The organism is Microvirga sp. GN3 (assembly GCF_055792825.1).
On the sequence record NZ_JBVVAK010000100.1, the window covers coordinates 1 to 22,585 of the forward strand.

The 22,585-nt window shown below is 60.5% G+C and carries 18 protein-coding genes and 2 pseudogenes; 6 read left to right on the forward strand and 14 right to left on the reverse strand.

The features are described 5' to 3' along the window. The 7 genes from ACS5Q1_RS32660 to aceE form a co-directional block, all read right to left on the reverse strand. A partial coding sequence (locus ACS5Q1_RS32660; RefSeq protein WP_473102135.1) for a thiolase family protein occupies window positions 1–132 on the reverse strand: 132 nt, incomplete at its 3' end. 47 nt (window positions 133–179) lie between these two features. After that, entirely contained in the window at window positions 180–1,562 is a 1,383-nt protein-coding gene (locus tag ACS5Q1_RS32665; RefSeq protein WP_473102116.1) for an NAD(P)/FAD-dependent oxidoreductase, read from the reverse strand. A 25-nt stretch (window positions 1,563–1,587) separates the two neighbouring features. Next, window positions 1,588–2,967: a dicarboxylate/amino acid:cation symporter gene (locus ACS5Q1_RS32670; RefSeq protein WP_473102117.1), complete on the reverse strand. Its 1,380-nt coding sequence runs from the start codon at window positions 2,965–2,967 to the stop codon at window positions 1,588–1,590. A 27-nt stretch (window positions 2,968–2,994) separates the two neighbouring features. Continuing rightward, a complete protein-coding gene (locus tag ACS5Q1_RS32675) occupies window positions 2,995–5,340 on the reverse strand; it encodes an NADP-dependent malic enzyme (RefSeq protein ID WP_473102118.1) in 2,346 nt (781 codons plus the stop codon). 83 nt (window positions 5,341–5,423) lie between these two features. Continuing rightward, entirely contained in the window at window positions 5,424–7,577 is a 2,154-nt protein-coding gene (gene lpdA, locus ACS5Q1_RS32680; protein ID WP_473102119.1) for a dihydrolipoyl dehydrogenase, read from the reverse strand. Window positions 7,578–7,605: 28 nt separating this feature from the next. Next, window positions 7,606–8,871 carry a 2-oxo acid dehydrogenase subunit E2 gene (locus tag ACS5Q1_RS32685; protein ID WP_473102120.1) on the reverse strand — a complete coding sequence of 422 codons (1,266 nt, stop codon included), beginning with the start codon at window positions 8,869–8,871 and terminating at the stop codon, window positions 7,606–7,608. Between the two features lie 69 nt (window positions 8,872–8,940). After that, window positions 8,941–11,601 carry a pyruvate dehydrogenase (acetyl-transferring), homodimeric type gene (aceE, locus tag ACS5Q1_RS32690; RefSeq protein ID WP_473102121.1) on the reverse strand — a complete coding sequence of 887 codons (2,661 nt, stop codon included), beginning with the start codon at window positions 11,599–11,601 and terminating at the stop codon, window positions 8,941–8,943. Window positions 11,602–12,041: 440 nt separating this feature from the next. On the opposite strand from aceE, the gene ACS5Q1_RS32695 reads away from it, so the two are divergent. Further along, entirely contained in the window at window positions 12,042–13,016 is a 975-nt protein-coding gene (locus tag ACS5Q1_RS32695; RefSeq protein ID WP_473102122.1) for a TAXI family TRAP transporter solute-binding subunit, read from the forward strand. 56 nt (window positions 13,017–13,072) lie between these two features. Here ACS5Q1_RS32695 and ACS5Q1_RS32700 read toward each other — a convergent pair. After that, a pseudogene (locus ACS5Q1_RS32700) lies at window positions 13,073–13,295 on the reverse strand (DDE-type integrase/transposase/recombinase); the annotation flags it as partial. 150 nt (window positions 13,296–13,445) lie between these two features. Between ACS5Q1_RS32700 and ACS5Q1_RS32705 the strand changes: the two are divergent. Further along, a pseudogene (locus ACS5Q1_RS32705) lies at window positions 13,446–13,886 on the forward strand (IS6 family transposase); the annotation flags it as partial. 516 nt (window positions 13,887–14,402) lie between these two features. Here ACS5Q1_RS32705 and ACS5Q1_RS32710 read toward each other — a convergent pair. Continuing rightward, window positions 14,403–15,161, reverse strand: a complete 759-nt coding sequence (locus ACS5Q1_RS32710; protein ID WP_473102123.1) for a LuxR C-terminal-related transcriptional regulator — start codon at window positions 15,159–15,161, stop codon at window positions 14,403–14,405. 64 nt (window positions 15,162–15,225) lie between these two features. Between ACS5Q1_RS32710 and ACS5Q1_RS32715 the strand changes: the two genes are divergently transcribed. Continuing rightward, on the forward strand, window positions 15,226–15,936 hold the full coding sequence (locus ACS5Q1_RS32715) for an IS6 family transposase (protein ID WP_473102124.1): 711 nt from the start codon (window positions 15,226–15,228) through the stop codon (window positions 15,934–15,936). Window positions 15,937–16,011: 75 nt separating this feature from the next. Here the strand turns inward: ACS5Q1_RS32715 and ACS5Q1_RS32720 are convergent, their stop codons facing one another. Then, on the reverse strand, window positions 16,012–16,422 hold the full coding sequence (locus ACS5Q1_RS32720) for a response regulator (protein WP_473102125.1): 411 nt from the start codon (window positions 16,420–16,422) through the stop codon (window positions 16,012–16,014). 1,055 nt (window positions 16,423–17,477) lie between these two features. Between ACS5Q1_RS32720 and ACS5Q1_RS32725 the strand changes: the two genes are divergently transcribed. Both ACS5Q1_RS32725 and ACS5Q1_RS32730 read left to right on the forward strand, forming a co-directional pair. Next, window positions 17,478–17,828 (forward strand): hypothetical protein, encoded by a 351-nt coding sequence (locus tag ACS5Q1_RS32725; protein WP_473102126.1) that lies wholly within the window; start codon window positions 17,478–17,480, stop codon window positions 17,826–17,828. Then, window positions 17,828–17,971, forward strand: coding sequence for a hypothetical protein (locus ACS5Q1_RS32730; protein ID WP_473102127.1), 144 nt, complete (start codon window positions 17,828–17,830; stop codon window positions 17,969–17,971). Before ACS5Q1_RS32725 ends, ACS5Q1_RS32730 begins: the two co-directional genes overlap by 1 nt. A gap of 152 nt (window positions 17,972–18,123) precedes the next feature. On the opposite strand, the gene ACS5Q1_RS32735 is transcribed toward ACS5Q1_RS32730, so the two are convergent. The 4 genes from ACS5Q1_RS32735 to ACS5Q1_RS32750 form a co-directional block, all read right to left on the reverse strand. Continuing rightward, a complete protein-coding gene (locus ACS5Q1_RS32735; protein ID WP_473102128.1) occupies window positions 18,124–18,984 on the reverse strand; it encodes an NAD-dependent epimerase/dehydratase family protein in 861 nt (286 codons plus the stop codon). A 378-nt stretch (window positions 18,985–19,362) separates the two neighbouring features. Then, entirely contained in the window at window positions 19,363–20,268 is a 906-nt protein-coding gene (locus ACS5Q1_RS32740; RefSeq protein ID WP_473102129.1) for an ABC transporter permease, read from the reverse strand. A gap of 150 nt (window positions 20,269–20,418) precedes the next feature. Further along, on the reverse strand, window positions 20,419–21,195 hold the full coding sequence (locus ACS5Q1_RS32745; protein ID WP_473102130.1) for an ATP-binding cassette domain-containing protein: 777 nt from the start codon (window positions 21,193–21,195) through the stop codon (window positions 20,419–20,421). 51 nt (window positions 21,196–21,246) lie between these two features. Further along, a complete protein-coding gene (locus tag ACS5Q1_RS32750) occupies window positions 21,247–22,263 on the reverse strand; it encodes a substrate-binding domain-containing protein (RefSeq protein ID WP_473102131.1) in 1,017 nt (338 codons plus the stop codon). A gap of 30 nt (window positions 22,264–22,293) precedes the next feature. Here ACS5Q1_RS32750 and ACS5Q1_RS32755 point away from each other — a divergent pair, with 30 nt between their 5' ends. Further along, complete coding sequence (locus ACS5Q1_RS32755; RefSeq protein WP_473102132.1) at window positions 22,294–22,476, forward strand: hypothetical protein; 183 nt, start codon at window positions 22,294–22,296, stop codon at window positions 22,474–22,476. Window positions 22,477–22,585: the final 109 nt, after the last annotated feature.

The window sequence follows — 22,585 nt, forward strand, 5'->3', positions numbered from 1 at the left end:
GTCGACCTTGGCGCGCTCGAGGGCCGCCCTGATGGCCACCGCGCCGAGCTCATGGGCCGGCGTGTTGGCGAAGGCGCCGTTGAACGAGCCGACGGGGGTGCGCGCCGCGCCGACAATGACGATGGAAGCCATGGGTTCCTCCTGTGGTGTTGTTTGACGCATGCCTATGATCTTGCCTGTCAGTGGAGCTTGACACGGGGTTCGGTCCGGCGTGTCAGCATGCGCGCGGTCGTATCGAGCGCAACCTTCGGTGAGCCATGCAGCGCCCTCTGATGCATTGTGTAGAGCGCCTGGTACATCAGGCGGGCCAGCAGGCCTTCGATGAAGAAGTTTTTGCCCCGGATAAAGCCCATGAGATTACCGACGGTGCTGTACTCCCCGAGTGAGACCAGCGAACCGAAGTCGCGGTAGCGGAATGGCTGCAGAGGCTTGCCCTCGAGGCGCCGCTGGATCTGCGCAACGAGGTGAGTGGCCTGCTGATGTGCGGCTTGCGCCCGGGGTGGGACGGGCGTGGGCAGATCCGGCGTGACGAGATAGGCGCAGTCACCAATTGCAAAGATGTTCGGATCCCGCGTCGTCTGAAGTGTTGGAATGACCACAAGCTGATTGTTTCGGCTTGTTTCAAGACCAGCCAAGTCCCGCAGGAAGTCAGGGGCCTTCACTCCCGCGGCCCAGACCACAAGTTCCGAGGGGACGAAGCTCATGTCGGCAAGATGCACGCCCTTGTCGGTAACCTCCGTCACACGCGCCTTCGTCCGGACTTCAACTCCGATCTTACTGAGCAGGCGCATAACGCTCTCGGAGACCCGCTCTGGAACCGCAGGGAGAATGCGCTCAGCTGCTTCAATGAGGGTGATCTTGAGGTCCTTCTCCGGGTCGACCCGATCAAGGCCATGTGCGACGACCTGACGGGTCGCCCGGTGCAGTTCCGCCGCGAGCTCGGTGCCGGTCGCACCCGCACCGATGACAGCCACATGCAACTGGCCGGGACGCACCGGGCCCGGCTGTGCGTGGGCGCGAATAAGGCTATTGACGAGCCGCTGATGAAACCGCACCGCCTGGTCCGGCGTATCGAGTGCGATGGCATGCTCCTTCACGCCTGGCGTGCCGAAATCATTGCTCCCACTGCCCACCGCAATGACCAAAGTATCGTACCGGAACGAACGTGGCGGGGTGACCTCACGACCTTCATTGTCGACGCTGGCCGCGAGGAATACCTCCTGCTTGTCACGGTCGAGGCCCACCATCTCGCCGATCCGATAGCGGAAATGATGCCGGTGCGCCTGCGCCAGATAATCGACAGCATGGTGGCCGACATCCATGCTGCCAGCTGCTACCTCATGCAGAAGCGGTTTCCAGATATGGGTCCTCGAGCGCTCGACCAGCGTTACCTGTGCTTTCTTGCGCCGCCCAAGCCGGTCCCCAAGCTTGGTCACAAGTTGCAGACCCGCCGCGCCTCCGCCGACAACCACAATCTGGTGAAGGGACGGCTCGGCTCGTGGCTGGGTAGGCGGGTCCTGTTGATGTTCCGCGTGTGTATCCGGACTAGGCTCGTCGGACATGGTCATCCGTCCTTTGGGTTTTTGCTCACACCCGGATCGGCTGTGGGGTCCCTGCCTCAACGACATCATCCTCCACTTTTACGGTCTCAGGCTCGTCAGCTTCGAGGTCCGTCTCCCTGTTGAGACGGCTGTGAAGGCGTTCCTCATCGAGTGCGCCTTCCCACTTAGCGACGACCACAGTTGCGAGACCATTGCCGATTAGGTTGGTGAGGGCTCGTGCCTCCGACATGAACCGGTCTATGCCAAGGATCAGGGCTATACTCGCGACCGGGATCGTGCCCACTGAGGCAAGTGTCGCGGCGAGCACGATGAAGCCCGAACCAGTGACTCCGGCCGCTCCCTTTGAGGTCAGCAGGAGAATGGCTATAATCCCCAGCTGCTGCGTCATGGTTAGATCGGTATTGGTCGCCTGCGCGAGGAAGATAGCCGCCATCGTCAGGTAGATGCAGGTTCCATCAAGGTTGAAGGAGTAGCCGGTGGGGATCACCAGCCCGACAACCGAGGTCTCACAGCCCAGATTTTCCATCTTGGCGATCATGCGAGGCAGCACCGATTCCGACGACGAGGTGCCGAGCACGATGAGAAGCTCCTCCTTGATGTACCGGATGAACTTGAAGATGGAAAACCCGCACAGCGCCGCGATTCCGCCCAGGACGCCAAAGATGAACAGCAGGCAGGTGGTATAGAATGCCAGCATGAAGTTGCCGAGCGACAACAGGGTTCCGACTCCGTACTTGCCGATCGTGAACGCCATCGCGCCGAACGCGCCAATCGGGGCCAGCTTCATGATCAAGCCGACGATGCGGAAGAAGATGTGGCTGACGACATCGATGAGGCGCAGGACCGACTCGCCGCGCTCGCCGAGCGCCTGTAATCCAAACGCGAACAGGATTGCGAAGAACAGCACCTGCAGGATTTCACCGGTCGCAAAGGCGCCCACGACGGTGGAAGGTATGATGTCAAGCAGGAAGCCGATTGTACTCTGGTCCTTTGCTTTCGTGGTGTAGGTAGCGATTGCTGAGGTGTCGACAGTTGAAAGATTGACATTCATCCCGACACCAGGCTGCCACAGATTCACGACGATGAGTCCAATTACCAGAGCCAGCGTCGTTACGACCTCGAAGTAAATGAGCGCCTTCAAGCCGACCCGCCCAACCTTCTTCATGTCCTTCATGCTGGCGATGCCATGCACGACAGTGAAGAAGATGATCGGGGCGATCAGCATCTTGATCATCTTGATGAAGGCATCGCCCAAGGGCTTCATCGCTTCGCCGATGGAAGGATAGAAGTGGCCCAGGAGAACACCAATCAGGATGGCGGCCAGCACCTGGACATAGAGGTGCTGGTACCACCGGCCTTTATGGTGGGATTCCAGGACTGCCGTTGTCGGGGTCACCGTTGCCATTGCAAATCCTCCCTCCAAGAGGTTCTATTAGTTGTCCTGCGGAGCTGATCCGGCGGCCACTGCTGTCAATGCGGTCATATTCACAATTCCTCTTACAGTCGCCGTGGGGGTGAGGATGTGAGCCGGCCTGGCTGCACCCAGCAGGATGGGCCCGACGCTGATCCCCTGACCTGCCACGATCTTCAGGGCGTTGAACGTGGCATTCGCGGCATCGAGGTTCGGCATGATCAGGAGGTTTGCCTCCGCGGAAAGACGCGCATCGGGGAAGATGCGATTGAGCAGCGGCTTGCTGAGCGCCGCATCGGCATGCATCTCGCCTTCAACCTCGAGATCTGGAGCACGGCGGTTGATGAGCTCAAGAGCCTCCCGCATCTTACGGGCGGCCGGGTCACTGGCGGTCCCGAAATTGGAGTGGGATATGAGGGCGGCGCGTGGCGTCTGGCCGAAGCGCCGCAGCTCGGCTGCCGCCAGTACGGCCATCTCGGCGATCTCCTCGGCCGTCGGATCGAGGTGGATATAGGGATCGCAGATGAAAACCGTGTGCCGCGGTAGTTGAAGCAGGCTCATCGCCGCGAAGCCATGGGCGTCCTCGGCCAGCCCAATCACCTCCTCAATGTAGCGTAGATGCTGGGTGTAGGCTCCGAACGTGCCGCACAGAAGCCCTTCCGCCTTGCCTCCGCAGAGCAGCATCGCCCCAATTAGAGTGCTGTTGCGCCGCATCTCGGCCGCGGCGACATCGCGCGACAGTCCGTGCCGCTTGCGCCGCTGGTAATAGGCCTCCGTGGCTTCGGCAATGGCATCTTGGTCATCGAAACTGGCGATCTCAACGTGCTGGCCAGGTTGGATCCGAAGGCCGAGCGTTTTGATCTTCTGCGCGATCACATCCGATCGGCCCACCAGGATTGGCATAGCAAGGCCCTCGTCGACGACCACCTGCGCTGCACGAAGGACACGGTCATCCTCGCCTTCTGCGTACACGATGCGCTTGCGGCCGGACTCGGCCGCCGCGGCAAAAACGGGCTGCATCACCGTACCTGAGGTGTAGACAAACCGCTGGAGGGACCGTCGATACTCCTCTAAGTTTGGCAGCGGCCGGGTCGCAACGCCGCTGTTCATCGCGGCCTGGGCGACAGCTGGAGCGACCTTGGTGATCAGCCTTGGATCGAACGGGCGCGGGATGAGATAGTCTGGACCGAAGCTGATATCCTGCGTGCCGTAGGCAGCCGTGACGACGTCCGACTGCTCAGCCTGGGCGAGTTCGGCAATCGCTCGCACCGCGGCGAGCTTCATCTCCTCATTGATGGTGCTGGCGCCGACGTCAAGGGCGCCACGGAAGATGAAGGGGAAGCAAAGAACATTGTTGACCTGGTTGGGATAGTCCGAGCGCCCGGTCGCGATAATAGCATCGGGCCGGACCTCTTTCGCGAGCTCCGGTCGGATCTCAGGATCGGGATTGGCGAGTGCCAGGATCAGCGGCCTCTCCGCCATCGTCTTCACCATCTCGGGCTTGAGAACACCGGCAGCCGAGAGACCGAGGAAGATGTCGGCTCCCTCGACGATCTCGCCTAGCGTACGAGCCGATGTCGAACGGGCATACTGCGCCTTCTGCTCGTCCATGGCCTCGGTGCGACCTTCGTACACGACGCCCTTGGAGTCGGTAACGAGGATGTTCTCCTTCCGCACGCCTAGGCCAACCAGGATATTGAGACAGGCAATGGCCGCAGCACCGGCTCCGGAGCAGACGAGCTTGACGTCCTCAATGCGCTTGCCGACCACCTTCAGACCGTTGAGGACAGCCGCCGCAGCGACGATCGCTGTCCCATGCTGATCGTCGTGGAAGACCGGGATCTTCATGCGCTCGCGCAACTTTGTCTCGATCACGAAACATTCTGGCGCCTTGATGTCCTCGAGGTTGATGCCTCCAAAGGTCGGCTCAAGCGAGGCGATGATGTCGACGAGCTTATCGGGATCCGTCTCGTCGATCTCGATATCGAACACATCGATGCCAGCAAACTTGCGGAACAGGCAGCCCTTGCCTTCCATGACCGGCTTGCCGGCCAGTGCACCGATATTGCCCAGGCCCAGCACGGCCGTGCCATTGGAGATCACGGCGACCAGGTTTCCGCGCGATGTCAGGTTCGCAGCTTCGAGCGGATTGTCCTTGATGGCCAAGCATGCGGCCGCCACACCTGGAGAGTAGGCCAGCGCGAGGTCGCGCTGGGTGGTCATGTCCTTAGTGGGCAGGACCGTGATCTTCCCCGGGGTCGGGAAGCGATGGTAGTCGAGGGCCGCCTTGACCAGGATTTCATCTGCGCCTGGTTCGGATGGGTTAATCTCACCGCCTGATGTTTTGAAGTTGATTTCCTGGCTCATGGTTCCTCACTTTGGCACGGCTGGCGGCACGTGGTTTCCAAGACTTTCAGAGGGACGTTGCCTGTTCGCGTCCGACAATCAGCTCAGTGTGCCTTCTGTGGCTCCTTTTTTGGCATGTAGAGGTCGGTAATCGTGCCCTCGAAGGCTTCCGCCGCCATGCCAATCGTCTCCGAGAGGGTCGGGTGCGGGTGAATAGTTAGCCCGATATCCTGCGCATCCGCCCCCATCTCGATGGCGAGCGCGGCCTCCGCAATCAGGTCGCCCGCAGACGGTCCGACGATGCTACACCCGATGATCCGATCGGTGGCCTCGTCGAACAGAACCTTGGTGAGACCCTCGTCACGTCCAAGTGACAGCGAGCGGCCGCTTGCGGCCCAAGGAAACACCCCCTTGCCATACTTTATTCCTGTCGCCCTGGCCTCGTTCTCGGTCAACCCGACCCAGGCCACCTCCGGATCGGTGTACGCCACCGACGGGATCACCTTGGCATCGAAGAACGCGTTCTTGCCAGCGGCGGTCTCGGCGGCAACTTTGCCCTCGTGCACCGCCTTGTGGGCCAGCATCGGCTGGCCCACGATATCCCCAATGGCGAAAATGTGCGGCACGTTGGTCCGCATCTGTCGGTCAACCGGGATGAAGCCACGCGCGTCCACCGCGATCCCTGCGTTCTCTGCCCCAATGAGTTTGCCGTTGGGTTTGCGACCGACCGCCACGAGGATCCTGTCGAACATGTCGGTGGCCGGGGCACTGCCGCCCTCGAAGTGCACGGTCAGCCCGTGCCCGTTGGCTTCGACTCTGGTGACCTTCGCCTTGAGGTAGATGGCCTCATATAGTTTCGAGATCCGCTTCATCAGCGGGGTGACGATGTCCTTGTCGGCGCCTGGGATAATCTGATCCATCAGCTCGACGACCGTCACCTTGGCGCCGAGCGCATGGTAGACGGTGGCCATCTCGAGGCCGATGATGCCGCCGCCAATGACCAGGAGTCGCTGCGGGATACCGTCCAGCTCAAGTGCTCCCGTCGAGTCGATCACACGCGGATCATCGTGTGGAATGAAGGGCAGCCTCACCGGCTCCGATCCGGCCGCGATAATGGCCTGCTCGAAGCTCACGATCTTGGTTGCGCCGTCCTCCGATTTGACCTCGAGCTGATTCATGGACACGAACCGTCCGATCCCCGACACCACGGTCACCTTACGTTGCTTGGCAAGCCCGGCCAGGCCGCCCGTGAGGCGCTGCACCACGCCGTCCTTCCAACCACGTAGCTTCTCGATGTCGATAGAAGGCTCAGCAAAGCTTATCCCGTGGGCCCCCATGCTCTTTGTCTCGTCAATGACCTTGGCGGCGTGTAGGAGCGCCTTGGAGGGAATGCAGCCCACATTCAGGCAGACGCCCCCAAGGCTCGGCCAGCGGTCCACCAGCACGACTTTTTTGCCCAGATCCGCAGCCCGGAAGGCAGCCGTGTAGCCACCCGGCCCTGCTCCGAGCACCAGCACCTCGGCATGGAAGTCGCCGGTCATAGCGACCGGAGGCTTTGCGGTTGGCGCTGGGGCACTGTGTCCATTCCCTTTCGGTGCGGCCCGAGCCTCGAGCGCCGATGACCCGTAGCCGGCCTGGCCCTGGCCAGGCGCGTGGTTGCTGAGAGGTGCAACGGAGGCACTTGCCCCCCCCTCCATGACAGCGATCACGTCGCCTTGGGAGACACGATCCCCGACCTTGACTCTGACCTCCCCAATCGTGCCGCTGTGTGCCGCGGGCACCTCCATGGTTGCCTTGTCGGATTCCAGCGTGATCAACGGGTCGTCGATCTTGATCGTCGCTCCCGGCTGCACATGCACCTCAATGATTGGTACGTCCCTGTAATCGCCGATATCTGGGATCCTGACTTCGATCGCCTCATACACTCCGCTTGGACTGCCGTAACCGGCTTGGCCTTGACCGGGGGACGGAGCGGCCTCCTCCTTGATCCGCTCCTTGGGTGGAATGGCGGAGGCTCCCTCCGCGTCCAGAGTGACGATCAGATCGCCTTGGGACACCCGGTCGCCGGCCTTAACCCTGACCTCGCGAACAGTGCCAGCCGCTGTTGCCGGGATGTCCATCGTTGCCTTGTCGGATTCCAACGTAATCAGAGTATCGTCGACATTGATCTTGCTGCCGGGGTGAACATGCACCTCGATGACCGGGACGTCTTTGAAGTCGCCGATGTCAGGCAGGTGGATCTCGGTCGTCGTGCTCATCACATTGTCTCCCAGGGCGCAGGTCGGGTCAGAGAACCAAGCGGCGAACATCCTCCAGCACATGCGCGAGATGGCGCGTGAACCGGGCCGCCAGAGCTCCATCGATCACGCGATGGTCGTACGACACCGAGAGCGGCAGCATCAGGCGCGGCTGGAAGGTTTCGCCATTCCAGACCGGCGCCATTCGGGAGCGCACGACCCCCAGGATCGCAACCTCGGGCGCGTTGACGAGCGGCGTGAACGCCGTGCCGCCAATTCCTCCGAGGCTCGAGATCGTGAAGGAGGCGCCCTGCATGTCAGCCGCCCCGAGCTTGCCGTCCCGGGCCTTCTTCGACACCGCCCCAAGTTCCTGGCTGATGTCGCCGATACCCTTACGATCGACATCACGGATCACCGGCACGACCAACCCTTCCGGTGTGTCGACCGCCACCCCGATATGATAGTACTGCTTCAGGATCAGGGCGTCCTTCTCGGGGCTCAGCGAAGCATTAAACTCCGGGAACCCCTTAAGCGCCGACACAGAGGCCTTCATCAGGAAAGCGAGCAGGGTGACGCGATAGCCCTTGTCCTTGGCGGCAGTATCGAGCTCTTTGCGGTAGACATCCGTCTCGGTGATGTCGGCCTCGTCCTGATGCGTCACCAAAGGCACGTTGAGCCAGGCGCGATGAAGGTGCGGGCCGGAGATCTTCTTGATGCGCGGCAGCGGGCGCGTCTCGGTTGGGCCGAATTTGGAGAAGTCGACCGCTGGGATTTCGGGGATACCCATCCCGCCCACCGGAGCAGGCGCCGAGACCGGCGCAGCCGGGCCTCGGAGGGCAGCCTTCACATCGTCCTTGGTGATCCGGCCCTTCTCGCCGGTCCCGCGCATAGTCGTAAGGTCGATTTCGAGCTCGCGGGCGAGGCGCCGCACAGCTGGACTGGCGTGCACGTGCCCAAAGTCCGCCTGGGCTCCTGGACCGTTCGGCTTCGCGGGGGCTGTAGCCGGCGAGGGCGCACGGTCGGGCGGCGGGGTTGGTTCCTGTTGTTCGATCAAGGAGAGTGGCTCAGGCACGGTGGCGTTGCCATCCTTCAGCAGCAAAATCGGATGGCCCTCGCTGACCTTGTCCCCCAGCTTGATCAGCAGCTTCTCGACCACCCCGGCGGAGGGCGCCGGCACCTCCATGGTGGCTTTGTCGGACTCGAGTGAGACCAGAGGATCATCCGTGTTGACAGGATCCCCCTCTTTGACGTGCACCTCGACGATCGGCACATCCTTGTAGTCCCCAATGTCAGGGATCTTCACCTCGGTTGCCACGGCGTTCCTCCTCCGATCAGGCGACCTCATTGGGCAGGTCGCCGTGTCGATGACTTCGCTACGCGAAGCTCATACTGTCCAGGGTGCGGCTTTCTCCGGATCGATGCCGTACCGAGCGATGGCCTCGGCCACGACGGTGGGCTTCACAGTTCCCTCATCGGCAAGGGTTTTGAGAGCCGCTACTGCGATCCAGTGCCGGTCGACCTCGAAGAAATCGCGCAGCCGCTTGCGATAGTCGGAACGGCCGAACCCATCCGTTCCGAGCACGCGGTAGCGGCGCGGCACAAACGGCCGGATCTGGTCGGCAAAGACGCGCATGTAGTCAGTCGCGGCGACAACGGGTCCGTCGCGGCTCTCCAGGCAAGTCTCGACATGGGACTTGCGCGGCTCCTGTGTCGGATGAAGCAGGTTCCAGCGCTCGACCGCCATCGCCTCGCGGGCGAGTTCTGTAAAGCTCGGGCAACTCCACACATCCGCCGCAACATTGAAGTCCTGCGCCAGCAGATCAGCAGCTGCAACTACCTCCCGCAGGATCGTGCCGCTGCCGAGGAGTTGCACCCGCGGGGCTTTCTTCGTCCCCTGCCCGTCCCGGAACAGGTACATGCCCTTCAGGATGCCACCTTGAGCACCCTCAGGCATGGCGGGATGCTCGTAGTTCTCGTTCATCACCGTCAGGTAGTAGAAGACGTCCTCCTGTTCGGTATACATCCGGCGCAGGCCATCCTGGATGATGACGGCGACCTCATATGAGAACGTCGGATCATAGGAGACGCAGTTAGGAATCGTCGCCGAGAACAGATGGCTGTGGCCATCCTCGTGCTGCAGGCCCTCCCCGTTCAGCGTGGTACGCCCTGCCGTGCCACCGATCAGGAAGCCTCGCGCTCTCAGATCGCCGGCCGCCCAGGCGAGATCGCCCACCCGCTGGAAGCCGAACATCGAGTAGTAGACGTAGAACGGGATCATCGGCGTGTTCGACGTCGAATAAGCCGTCGCGGCCGCGATCCACGACGACATGGCGCCGGCCTCGTTGATGCCCTCCTGCAGCATCTGGCCTGACCTGTCCTCCTTGTAGAACATGAGCTGGTTGGCGTCCTCGGGCCGGTAGAGCTGGCCTACCTGGGAGAAGATGCCGAACTGGCGGAACATGCCTTCCATGCCGAAGGTGCGGCTTTCGTCCGGCACGATCGGTACCACCTGCTTGCCGATGGTCTTGTCGCGCAGCAGCGTGTTGAGCACGCGCACGAACACCATGGTGGTTGAGATCTCGCGCCCCTCCGTCGCCTTGAGCTGCGCCTCGAAGGCGGAGAGCGGGGGCACGTTCAGAGGATCCGACTTGCGTCGGCGCGATGGTAGATAGCCGCCGAGCGCCTCGCGGCGGGCCTTCAGATAGCGCATCTCCGGGCTATCGTCGGCGAAGCGGATGAACGGCATCTCTTGGAGCTGTTCGTCCGTCAGGTCGATCTGGAAACGGTCGCGGAACTGGCGCAGCACCGCCTCACCCATTTTCTTCTGCTGATGGGTGATATTCTGGCCCTCGCCGGCTTCGCCCATGCCGTAGCCCTTGACAGTCTTAGCGAGGATCAGGGTTGGCTGGCCCTTGTGCTTTACGGCGGCTGCATAAGCCGCATAGACCTTGCTCGGGTCGTGCCCACCGCGGGTGAGCTTCCAGATCTCGTCGTCCGACATGTCGGCCACTAGCGCCAGCGTCTCCGGATAACGGCCAAAGAAATGCTCGCGGATATAGGCGCCGTCCTTGGACTTGAAGTCCTGGTACTCACCGTCGACACATTCCTCCATCAGCTTGACGAGCATGCCGCTCGTATCCCTTGCGAACAGCGCATCCCAGCCCGAGCCCCATAGCACTTTGATGACGTTCCAGCCGGCCCCCCGGAAGTTGGCCTCGAGCTCCTGGACGATCTTGCCGTTGCCCCGCACCGGTCCGTCGAGGCGCTGCAAATTGCAGTTGATGACGAAGATGAGGTTGTCGAGCCTCTCCCGTCCAGCCAGCGAGATCGCGCCCAGGCTCTCCGGCTCATCCATCTCGCCGTCGCCCATGAAGGCCCAAACCTTGCGGGCTTCAGTTTGGGCGAGGCCGCGGAAGTGCAGGTATTTCAGGAAGCGGGCCTGATAGATTGCCATGAGAGGGCCAAGCCCCATCGAGACCGTTGGGAACTGCCAGAAGTCCGGCATCAGCCACGGATGGGGATATGACGACAGGCCCTTGCCGTCGACCTCCTGACGGAAGCTGAGGAGTTGCTCCTCCGTAAGGCGGCCCTCGAGATAGGCACGAGCATAGACGCCTGGAGAGGAGTGGCCCTGTACGTAGACGAGATCGCCGCCATGTTCATCCGAGGCTGCCCGCCAGAAATGCATGAAGCCGGTGTCGTAGAGGGTTGCCGCCGACTGGAAGCTGGCAATGTGGCCTCCGAGCTCGGAGGTTTCCTTGTTGGCCTTGAGCACGATGGCGAGGGCATTCCAGCGGATAGCCGACCGGATCCGGTGCTCGATGGCCCGGTCTCCGGGATGGGGCTCCTGCCGCTCGACAGGAATTGTGTTCACGTAGGGGGTTGTTGCCGAGTACGGGACAGGAGCGCCCTTGCGTCGGGCTCCGTCTATCACTTGTTCCAAGAGGAAGTGGACTCTGTCGGGGCCATCGACCTCCAGAACACCATTCAACGAGTCGAGCCATTCTCTGGTCTCGATCGGATCAAGGTCGCGACTGCGGTCCACCGTCACCTCCCAGGCGCCTCCCGTCAGACGCGGGTGCGCTGATTCCTTAGACGTGGGTACGCTGATACTTGGGTTCGGCCGAACAGCTGTGCTGACTAACCTAGGTTAGCTGGTTGATGTAAACTCAGCAGTAACGCATTCGGTTCCCGTTGCGAAATCCCAAACGGGTCAGTTCTTGCAATCGTTCAAAGTAGCCCTGAATGTTTTCGCATCATAGTCGTTCTGGAGGTTAGGCAGAGCCACCCACAATATCCCCAGTCACGCATAAGCTAGGCCGTATCGCCACAGCGGGCCATGATGAACAGACTGTCCGATACCGAGCTCATGCTATTACCGCACAATGTCGCTTCACAATACCTATCGTTTCGGAGAGACTGTCTTCCGACAATGCGAATTAACTTTGAACCGGTACTGCGTCATCGAAAGCGAGGAAGGTTCTCATGCTTCGATTCGCTGCGAAAATCTTCGCGATGCTTCTGGTGCTGGTTGCGGTCCATCAGCCCGCTTCAGCAGTCGAGCCGCATTGGCCCCCGTCGCTCACGATCGGCACCGCCTCGCCGGGAGGCACATATCACGCCTATGGCGAAGGACTCGCGCGCATTTTAACGCGTGCCCTCAACCTTCTAGTAACAGCCCGAGCAACAGAAGGACCAGGACAGAACATCCTCTTACTGGAGGCAGGCGAGATCCAGATCGGATTTGTCACACTCGGCGTCGCTCTGCAGGGCTGGAACGGATCAGCTCCTTGGGCAGGAGGCAAACAACTGAGAACGATGCGTGCTCTCTTCCCCATGTACGATACGCCATTCCAGTTCATGGTCCGCGAGGAATCTGGGATCCGCTCAGTGGGCGAACTCAATGGTAAGCGCGTCGGGATTGGCCCGCAGGGTGGCACATCGGGAGCCTACATCCCCGAATTCTTCAAGGTTTTGAAAGTTGACGCCTCACTTGCTCATGGCGACTGGGCTGACGTGGCGAATCAGGTGCAGGCTGGAACCCTTGATGCACTCGCAGTGGCAGCTGGCGTTCCCTTCCCCTCCTTTATTGATCTCGAACGAAAGGGAAGAGTTCGTTACGTTCCGCTTACTCAGCAACAGATCCTCGATCTGCGTCTCGCCATGCCCGAGCTTGGAGCCTCTGTGGTCGGAGCGGGCACCTACCCGTCACTGAGGAGCAACTACGGGACGGTCGGGCTCTACAACTTCGCGGTCGCTCATCGTGATGTTCCCGCTGACCTCGCTCACGCGATCCTTGAGGCGGTCTTCGCGAACCATGACGAGCTGGTTGAGGTCCACTCGGCCGCGGCCGAGACGGTGCCGGGGAACTTCACCCGCAATACCTTTCTCCCGTTTCACGACGGTGCAAGCCGCTGGTATCAGAACAAGGGTGTTCTCGGCGTCATGCGAGGTGATTGAGTGGTTCCGTTGCAACTCCTGACATGGGTCAAGCGAAGGCCGGACAAGAACGCAGGTTACGCGGCTGCGCCGAACAGGGTAGCAATGAAATCGCGCTGCGCGCCCATGTCATTCGCTGGTGCACTGACAACCGGTCCCTTGCGGATCACGCCTCACCTCATAGCCTGCAATCGTCTGGGTGGCCGTCACAAAACTCTTGAAGCCCAAACCTGGCCGGACCAAGCGCTTGATGCGTCGGTGGTCCTGCTCGACGATGTTATTCAGGAATTTTACCTGCCGGAGTTGGGCAAAACTCCAGAGCTCCCCGGCACGTTTTATAGCCTTCGTCGCAACTGCGGCGTTCCTGTCAGCCGTAATGGTTCGCGGATCGATCGTGAGTGGCTACCCTAAAGCCTTCCGGAAGAACCGTCGGGCGGCAGCCGCATCCCGCTTGATCGTGCCATCGACAGCAACGGCGACACGGTCGAGTTCTGGTTCAGCGAAAGACGCAATCTGACAGCTGCCAAGCGGTTCCTGCGCAAGGCGCTCAAGCGCCACGGCCGTCCCGAGAGGATCGTCATCGATGGCAGCCAAACCAACCGCGAAGCCATCCTGTCCTGCGATACTGAAGTGCGGCTGCGGGATCGCTCTCAAGGCAAGTTGAAGCCGATCCGCATTCGCCAGAGCCGCTACCTGAATAATCGCGTCGAGCAGGATCATCGTACGATCAAGCGGTGGATTCGGCCGATGCTTGGGTTCAAGTCCATGAGCAGCGTTCGCGTAATCCTAGGCAGCATCGAGATGGTGCACATGATGCGGAGGGGACAGGCGAAGTATGCCTGCACTCAGCAACTGTCGCTCGCTGAGCAGTTTGAGCGGCTCGCCGCATAAGCGAATACGAAGCGTGCTCAGATCTTTCTGTCCGTAGCCAAAAGTTGCGACAGATCCCCGGGAAGAAGCCCTTCCGGACGAGGCGACCTCTCCTCTCCTTCTCGATCAGCCGGGCCAGAGCAGAGGCGAGCAGGAAGACACGGGTGGTGCTCATCTGTGTTAGCCCCCACGAAGGATGCCGCTGGTGAACCCAGCGGAGGTCACGTTAAGGTGCAACGACGAGCAGGAAAAGACAGCTCGTCACTCGCTTTGTCAGAGACAACGCGATGGCTAACACCCCTATTCGCCCAGGATCCGGGTTCGCCTCACATGCCTCAGATTGCGAAGGAAGGCATGGCCGCGAGACAATACCCGTCCGGATGTTTGTTGGCCGCGCGATCATCTCCCGTGGCGGAACGAGGAGATTGCCGCCTTGCTTGATGCTTCTTGCTCCTTGGCCAAGCACGACAGAAAAGCCAGAAGCGGTAACGGCACCGCGCACGAGCGCCGGTGCCTCTCAGCCTGTCTGATCAGGCGTTAGGCGTTGATGAAGGATCGAACGTCAGTCCGGAGGTTCTCGTTGGCCCACATCGCGGCCTGAGTGCGATTGGCAGCTCCAATCTTGCGCAGGATGGATTTCACGTGAACCTTGATGGTGGCTTCCGTGATGTCGAGCTTTCGGGCGATCACCTTGTTCGCTTCACCTCCCGTGAGAGCCTGAAGGATCACCATCTCTCTCGGTGAGAGTTTGCCCACCCTCGGATCAGGAGAGGTCAGCTCAGGGGCCGATGCGGGCTGAGCCGCGTGTGTAGTCGCAGGCGCACGGTTGAGCAGCATTTGAAGCACTGCCCCAGGCAGAACCTGTTCGCCCAGCATGGTGAGCTCGAGGATGTTGATCAGGACCTCGCGCCCTCCGGTCGTGACGCAGAAACCATCGACCTCCCGCGAGACTGCAAGACGGATCAGGCCAAGATCAAAGCTGTTGGCGATCAGCACGACACGAGCCGTCGGATTCTGGCGCTTGGCAGCCTCGATAAACTCGAGCGTCTGTTCCAACGATCTGCTGGCATCAACAATAAACAGAGCCGGTCGTGAGACCCCCTCACCGGAGAGGGCGACATCCTCATGGTGGTCAACCACGACGAAGGGTGTACCAGTGAGGAGCTGTGTGAGACCGGCTCGAAGCAGCGAACTCCCGCCAAGCAACACAGTGTCAATTGCCTGATCGCCACCACCTGAAGCAGCAGTCACTGGCGTATTCGGCTGCGCAGTGCAGCCGTATTCATCTCTCAACATTCCCCGCCCCCTGAAGGGTACTGTCAAGTTGGCAGAAGTTTGGGGCTATGGCAGGGTCTTGGGCATGAGCACCACGTCCAATCCTTACCGCGGCTTCCGCTTTCCAGCCGAGATCATTAGCCAAGCGGTCTGGTTGTATCACTGCTTCAGTCTGAGCCTGCGGGAGGTCGAACTGATCCTAGCCGCTCGCGGCATCGTGGTCAGCTACGAGACCATCCGTGAATGGAGCCTGCGCTTCGGGCGCGCCTATGCCAGCAGCCTCAAGCGCCGCCGACCGCAACCCGGCGACAAATGGTTTCTGGACGAGGTGTTCGTTCGCATCAGAGGCAAGCTCTATTATCTCTGGCGAGCGGTTGATCAACACGGGCATGTGCTCGACGTTCTGCTCCAAAGCCGCCGGAACAAGAAGGCCGCCAAGCGCTTCTTTCGCAAGCTGCTGAAAGGCTTGTGCTACGTGCCCAGAGTGATCGTCACGGATAAGCTCGGGTCCTATGGTGCCGCTAAGCGCGAGATCCTGCCGGGCGTTGACCATCGGCAGAACCGGTACTTGAACAACCGCTGTGAGGTCTCGCACCAACCGACCCGACGCCGTGAACGCCACATGAGGCGGTTCAAGTCAGCCCAGCATGCCCAGCAATTTCTCGCCACCCATTCTCCGATCCACAACCACTTCCAACTCCGCCGTCATTGCCTTTCCGCCAGTGAGTACCGCGTCGCCCGCGACCGCGCTTTCGATTCCTGGCGCGATGTGACCGGTGTCGCCTTGGAAGGCTGATTTGGGCTGACGTGATGGCTATGCCTGCGCCAGCTGCGCCGACTTGGTGCCAAGTTGACAATACCGTCCTTAGGATCAAGCGGCGCGTCGACACTCGCTCAACCCCGCAGCCACGGTTCCCTGACTCGGCGACTTGATGACGTCCCGCATTGTTTCCGAAGCCATATCCACTGTAGGTTCTCTCAGAACAATGTCGCCGCGAGCGGTAAACCGCGCATCGTGCGCAGAGATAACCGCGGGGCGGTCGGGATGGGTTTCGCGATACTCATCTGCCAAGATCCAGCCGTCGATCAGGCCGGCAAGAACGGCACGGCTGTAGAGCCAGCCGATTTGGTGCGACCGGCGCCTCAAGATGAGAAAGGCTTCCTCGCCTGTACCGGCTGTGAGAACCTTGTAATTCGCGGAACGAAACTCCTGCGCAAGACGCTCGCGAAAGTTAAGGTTGCCATCCACGATCAGGATGCAATCATTCAGCACTGAGTCCATAGCATCCTCCTGCAAGGCCCGCTTCGACGACATCCGTCGGCGAAGTTACTCTGGAGAGCATTATGATGCTCACAAGCTAGGGGCTCCTCAGGTGAAGTTCGATTGTCTTCATGGGTGCTATGGTGGTCAGGATTGGTTGAGCGGGTAATGCCTTCGTTTAGGGTGAGCTATACTTCCAGTTCGCCCGGCACCGGTGAGATACACAACGTCCCGTGCGCATGGAAAGCGCTACCCTTTCACTTCCGTGAGGAGCCCCGACGTTTGTCGGCAAGTGGCGTCGATTGGGTTCATAGGCGCTTACTAGCGTAGCGCTTTCGCCCTTCTAGCAGATTGTAAGCAGACGGCTATGGCGCCAAGGGATGACTGCCCCCAACTACCGGGAGGAAGCGCTTCAACTTGCGTAGGCTCCGACCGAACCTGCGTGGAATCAAGCAACCCGCACTCAGTGGCTTATTCTTGTTGCACATGTTCTTTGAAGTTGGCTGGCCACAGAAAACTGCATTAACAGGCCAGACACACGATTGCACTCGACAGTTGCTGTACAAGCGAAATCAAGCAGACCGGACGCAGAAGCCATCCATTCTATCCTTTAGGAGCAGTTTTTGATCCGCCTCCGAACGAGCGGTTCTAGGGCCGGAGGTACCGAGTGCCGGAGCTGATGCAGGGCTATTGATATGCTTTTCATATTATAGTTCGAAAAACAATATATTCGACCCCGTCAAAGTCGGCGCTTATCCCTCTCCATACTTCGCACAGGATGGATTGATGCTCATAACCTCCAGCACACTCACAGTCGACAACAAGCCCGTGGAACTTCCGGTGAACGAAGGCACCATTGCCCCGAGCGTCGTCAATATCTCAAGCATGTGAAGCATCGAGCCGATCAATGATCCGGAGCACCCTTGCAGACGCACATCGCTTTGCCCCGGTCGGCGGAGGCGGCGCATGAAGATGAGCCGGCATAGAGCGCGACAAGCCGATTTGCTGACGTCGGACCTCCACCCGAAATCCAGACTCGTAAGGCGAACGGAAGCCTCTATTCCAGGAGCAGAACGATGGACCTCAACCCGCAATGGATCACCCTCGTCTCGGCTTCCACGGCGATGATCGCGTCGATTGCCGGGCCGTTCGTCAACACGCGCATCGCCAAGATCGAGTTCAAGACGAACGTGCTATCGGTCAACCGCCAGAAGTGGATCGATACCATGCGCGATCTCGTGGCGAGCCTCAACTCCCAACTCTTGATCGCGGCCGCACTCCGTCAGACCATGAACGAACCGTCCGGCATCCCCATCGCCAGGGATCCCGAGCTTTCCAAGCGCGTAGAGAACCTGCTGCGGACCGTCTCCAAAATTGAACTCATGCTCAACCCGCTGAACAAGATCATCAGCAGCTCAATGCCCTGATGAAGGAAAGGATCGACCAGCTTCGCTTTCCTTTGCTGGAGGATGGCGTTGAGGACCGCATCGAGATCATCAGCCGCGACATCACCCAAGTCTTGCAAGGTATCCTTAAGGAGGAGTGGGCGCGGGTCAAACGGGGGGAGTAGATCATCAGGCTCTGTCTCAGACGATCCCTAAAGCTGTTTTCACGGCATCGTCGAATTGGTCCGAGAGTGACCGAACGGCAGCATTCGGGAGGAATGAACCCGACGCGTCATCGTCGTTATGCCCACCGCCGCTCTGCGATCCTGCCCTGTCCCTAACGTGGCAAAGCCGCACGCCAGCTGTAACGTGGTTCAAATCCCAGAAGCCGCTGGGCCTTCCCGATCGAAAGAAGGGTTTCGTTTGGGCCAACCTCCCTCACGAATGGAACGCCCGGGTAGACCTCCGCCATGAGTTCTGCGTTAGGCCGGGTCATCACCGTGTCGGCATTGGCAATGATGAATACCTCGGCTCCTGTGAGAGGCGCCTCAAGGGCCTTCCGAACAGCCTGAGCCGCATCCCGCGCGTCGATATAGCCCCATAGATTCCACTTCCGGGATTGTGGATCCGTGTCAAACGAGGGGAACCGCGCGTAATCGGCCGGTTCCATCACGTTCGAAAAGCGCAGGCCGATGATCTTGAAGTCAGGATCCCAACGGCAGAACTGCCGCGCCATCTCCTCACCCAGACACTTCGACAGCGAGTAAGCAGTCTCTGGACGACCAGGATATTCTTCATCCAGAGGCGCGTAGGGAGGAGGCACATCGAAAGGAATGCCGAGAACCGTTTCGCTTGAAGCCCAGACCAGATTCTGGATCTTAAGCTTCCGCGCCGCCTCAAAGACATTGTATGTGCTGAGAATGTTGTTCCTGAACGTCACCGCGTTGGTATGCCGGCCTAGTGCCGGAATGGCCGCCAGATGCACGACCGCATCGACCTTGTTGTACCGTGAGTCGACCCCCGACAGCACCTCCAGCGCCTGCCCGAAATCGGTTAGGTCGGCCTCAACAAACGTACAGAGAGCCTCACTCGGGGACACAGCATCCACGTTGATGATCTCGTAGCCATGCTCAAGAAGGTCACGGATGCACGCCCGGCCTGTCTTCCCGCTCCCTCCCGTCACAAGAACCCGCTTCATTCCGATCCTCCGTTGAGGTCTGAACGCCGTCCCAGTCGACAATTGTCTTAGCTGCCGAGGCTATACCATGCCGTCGCCCTGGTACAGCACCCCGGGCCGGGCATAGTGAACCCGCCGGATTGGCATTCCTTCTCCGTCCATTACTCGTAGGGCGTTGGTGGTCTGTCCAACGCCTGTCCCTGCATCCCGCTGCAGCCGAGCCCCCGCTCGCTTCCAAGCGGAAGGTCCACACTGGGTCGAGAGTGTGTCAAAACGCGGGCTCTGGTAACCGGGTGCGGTAGCATGGACTGGAGGGATCGCAATGAACCTGCTCTCTCAGAGTGACGAAGGGCCGCGTGAGCCTCCGGCAGGGCTGGCAGCGTGCCGCCTGCCTCCTGGCTAGCGGTAGCGTATCTGGTTCCATCGGTGGCCGATCAGCGAAAGAATGATGATCAGGCCGTTGAAGAACTGCACGTAAAAACCGCTGAGACCTGCCGCTACGATGCCGGTTTGGATAAAGGCGACGATGAGTGCGCCGATCGCGCCACCAATCACGGTGCCGACGCCGCCCCATGTGGGTGTGCCGCCGACGAACACGGAGGCGAGTATGGGGAGAAGGTAGCCGTCGCCGGTCGTAGGCCACCATGTGAAGTTGATCATGGTGGAGAACGTTCCACCGATTGCTGCGCCTATTCCCATGAAGATGAACGTTTTCACGCGCACACGCCTCACGTTGATACCCATGTGATCGGCACTGTCGGGGTTATCGCCGATTATCTTCACTTGCGCTCCAAAACGGTGGCGGTTGTAGAGGAGCGCTGCGAAGATTACGAATGCGGTTGCCCAGAATATCTGAACCGGTACTCCGAATACCTCGCTCGAGAAGATCTTGTAGGCCCAGCTCTGGCTAAGCGTGACGAGTGCCATCGACCTGCCCTCGTTGATGATTTGGATCAGGCCGCGTAAGAGGAAATTCATGCCGAGCGTGGCGATCAGGGACGACAGGCTGCCATAAACGACGAGCGCGCCGACGCAGAAGCCGAGCGCTGAACCGGTCAGGATCGCCGCCGCCATACCGACGAAGGGATCGTATCCTGCCTTCACGAGAAGCGCGAATATCCAAGACGAGAACCCCATCGTGGCAGGGAAGGAGAGATCAATATCGCCGGCCGTCACCACAAAGACCAGCGGGATCACGACAAAAAGCGCAACGGGCAAGGTGGTAAGCACGGAACTGTAAATGGACCAGGTCGTGAAGACAGCTGGATTAGCTGCGACGAAGATCGCCATCATCACCACGAACACGCCGAATGTGCCAAGAGCCGCGCGGCTCTCGATCAGCCATCTGCGGAGCGGATGGTCCAATGGATTCCTCCCCTCGGCCGCCGCAATCCTTGTGTCATCCGTTGAGGTCAGTCTGCTGGGTTCCGCAAGATTGTTCATCGCACGCCTTCCTCACTCTAATGTACGGCGTCCGCCTGGGTGCACGGGATGGGCGACCTGTTCCATGAAGCGGATCAGCTCCTCGGCCGTGTTTACCTCGGAGCGTTCCGCCTCGAGGACGATCCTGCCGCGGTCGAGCACGATGACACGGTCGGCGATGTCGAAGACGTGGTGAATGTTGTGGTCGATAAAAACGACCGAGCGGCCCCTTGCCCGCACGTGGCGCACGAAGTGGAAGACTTTCGCCGTCTCGGCGAGCGAAAGCGATGTCGTTGGCTCGTCAAGGATAATGAGGTCCGCCCGTTTGTAGATCGCGCGGGCCATGGCTACGCCCTGACGCTCGCCGCCAGACAGCTGCCCGACAATCGAGCGCGGCGTGAACAGCTTCGAAGTAAAGCCGATCTCGCGCATGAGCCGGTTCGCCTCCGCGAGTTCACGCTTCACCTTAAGCCAGCCAAACGGTCCTGCAAGCTCGCTGCCCATGAAGATATTGCGGACGATCGATTGCTGCACGGCGAGCGCCCGGTCTTGAAAGACGGTCTCGATCCCGGCCGCGCGCGCTTGCGCGGCGCTCCATCTCGATACTGGTCTTCCGCGTATTTTGATTTCGCCGCTGGAGGGTTTCACAGCGCCGGCGAGGATCTTGATCAGCGTCGATTTGCCCGCACCATTGTCACCGATGAGGCCAACCACCTCGCCGGCATCGACGTGGAAGTCGACGCCGGCGAGCGCCTCGACGCTGCCGTAACGTTTCTTGATGTCGCGCAGCTCGATCAGGTGATCCGCCAAGTGCCGCTCCTGTGGCCCGCCGGTCGATGAACCCGCCTGTTCAACCCAATCTCAGCGTAGGCCCTGCTCCGCCAGCTTGGCGACCATATGGTAGTTTTCCGGTGTGACGAACCCAGCGCCGGTATCAACGTTGATCGGCGCAAGTCCCAACACGATCTGCTGGCAGAGGTTCAGGATCGGGAGATAGCCCTGCTGGAATGGCTGCTGATCCGCCGCGAGCTGCACCCAACCGCCCTTGAAGGCCTCGACGACCTGTGGACTGGTGTCGAAGCCGAAATTGAAGATCTCCCCCGGCTTCTTGCCGGCTGCCCGCATGTAGGTCGGGACGTTTCCGAGCATTTGGCCGCCGGAGTAGCCGACCGCCTTGACGTCCGGGTTGTTGACGAGCGCTGCGGTAATAACCGGGATGGCGAGGTTGGGATCGGACGCCCATTCACCGGTGGGCGGGTCGCTGATTTGGATCACCTCCAAGCCCGCTTCCTTCAAGACCGCCACTGTACCGCGCTCACGCGCGCCACGGTTCTCGTTTTCGAATGAGCCGAAGACGATGGCCTTGTCGCCAGCCTTGAGGCCCGCGCGCTTGATTGCCTCCGTCCCAAGGGCACGGCCCTGCTCCTCCTGCCGGGCGCCAATGTAGCCGCCCCCAAATGCCGCTACGACCTTCGGCATGGGTACATTTTGATATATCATTTTAATGCCGGCCTTTGCCGCCTGCTCGGCGAGGGGCATGATTGCAGCATCGCCTGGATGACCCATCATCGCGATGCCATCCGGTTTCACCGCGACAGCCTCGCGAAGCTGCTGCGTCATCGTCTCGACATTCCAGCTCGAGAAGACATAATCGACCTTGGGTCCGAGGTCGGCCTCTGCCTGCTTCGCGCCGTTATAGACGATGGTAGCGAATGCATCACCCTGGGCGCCGCCTACGAAGAAGCGGATGTGGGCGCCCTTGCACCATTTGGCTTCGAGCGTATGAGCCGGTATCGAGCTCGCAGGCGCTAGCAAAGCGGTAGCGCAGACCGCTGCCAGCCGCCGCGACAATGGAGCAAAGGTGATGTTGACGCTCATGTCGTCCTCCCTGCCGGAGCCAATTCTCGGATGGGGCTTCGTCCGCGGCAACGGGTCTCGGAACTTTCAATTGCGGTGAAGACTGCCGCGGTTTCAGCCCCCGCTGAGCAGCCGGCGAAAAACCTCCGTCCTCCTGCGATGGTCGCCAATCTGGTCGCCAACGGACTGGTGGTCATCATCGCACTGGTCGAATGGCCTGCGATCCTGCGCTAGCGACACTGCGGCAAAATCCTCACAGCCGTAAGGAATTATAGCGTAAACGACCGTGCCCGCCAGACTCCGTTCTCGAACCGATCTTCGTCTATCGATCGGTGCGCTCGGG

Excerpts from the sequence above, each read along its gene's own strand:
- ACS5Q1_RS32755 (WP_473102132.1), top strand. The coding sequence starts at position 22,294 with ATGGGGCTTCGTCCGCGGCAACGGGTCTCGGAACTTTCAATTGCGGTG.
- ACS5Q1_RS32670 (WP_473102117.1), bottom strand. The coding sequence starts at position 2,967 with ATGGCAACGGTGACCCCGACAACGGCAGTCCTGGAATCCCACCATAAA.
- ACS5Q1_RS32720 (WP_473102125.1), bottom strand. The coding sequence starts at position 16,422 with ATGGACTCAGTGCTGAATGATTGCATCCTGATCGTGGATGGCAACCTT.
- ACS5Q1_RS32750 (WP_473102131.1), bottom strand. The coding sequence starts at position 22,263 with ATGAGCGTCAACATCACCTTTGCTCCATTGTCGCGGCGGCTGGCAGCG.
- ACS5Q1_RS32715 (WP_473102124.1), top strand. The coding sequence starts at position 15,226 with ATGAGCACCACGTCCAATCCTTACCGCGGCTTCCGCTTTCCAGCCGAG.
- ACS5Q1_RS32665 (WP_473102116.1), bottom strand. The coding sequence starts at position 1,562 with ATGTCCGACGAGCCTAGTCCGGATACACACGCGGAACATCAACAGGAC.
- ACS5Q1_RS32735 (WP_473102128.1), bottom strand. The coding sequence starts at position 18,984 with ATGAAGCGGGTTCTTGTGACGGGAGGGAGCGGGAAGACAGGCCGGGCG.
- ACS5Q1_RS32730 (WP_473102127.1), top strand. The coding sequence starts at position 17,828 with ATGAAGGAAAGGATCGACCAGCTTCGCTTTCCTTTGCTGGAGGATGGC.
- lpdA (WP_473102119.1), bottom strand. The coding sequence starts at position 7,577 with ATGAGCACGACGACCGAGATCCACCTGCCTGACATCGGCGACTTCAAA.
- ACS5Q1_RS32695 (WP_473102122.1), top strand. The coding sequence starts at position 12,042 with ATGCTTCGATTCGCTGCGAAAATCTTCGCGATGCTTCTGGTGCTGGTT.
- ACS5Q1_RS32710 (WP_473102123.1), bottom strand. The coding sequence starts at position 15,161 with ATGTTGAGAGATGAATACGGCTGCACTGCGCAGCCGAATACGCCAGTG.
- ACS5Q1_RS32725 (WP_473102126.1), top strand. The coding sequence starts at position 17,478 with ATGGACCTCAACCCGCAATGGATCACCCTCGTCTCGGCTTCCACGGCG.
- ACS5Q1_RS32675 (WP_473102118.1), bottom strand. The coding sequence starts at position 5,340 with ATGAGCCAGGAAATCAACTTCAAAACATCAGGCGGTGAGATTAACCCA.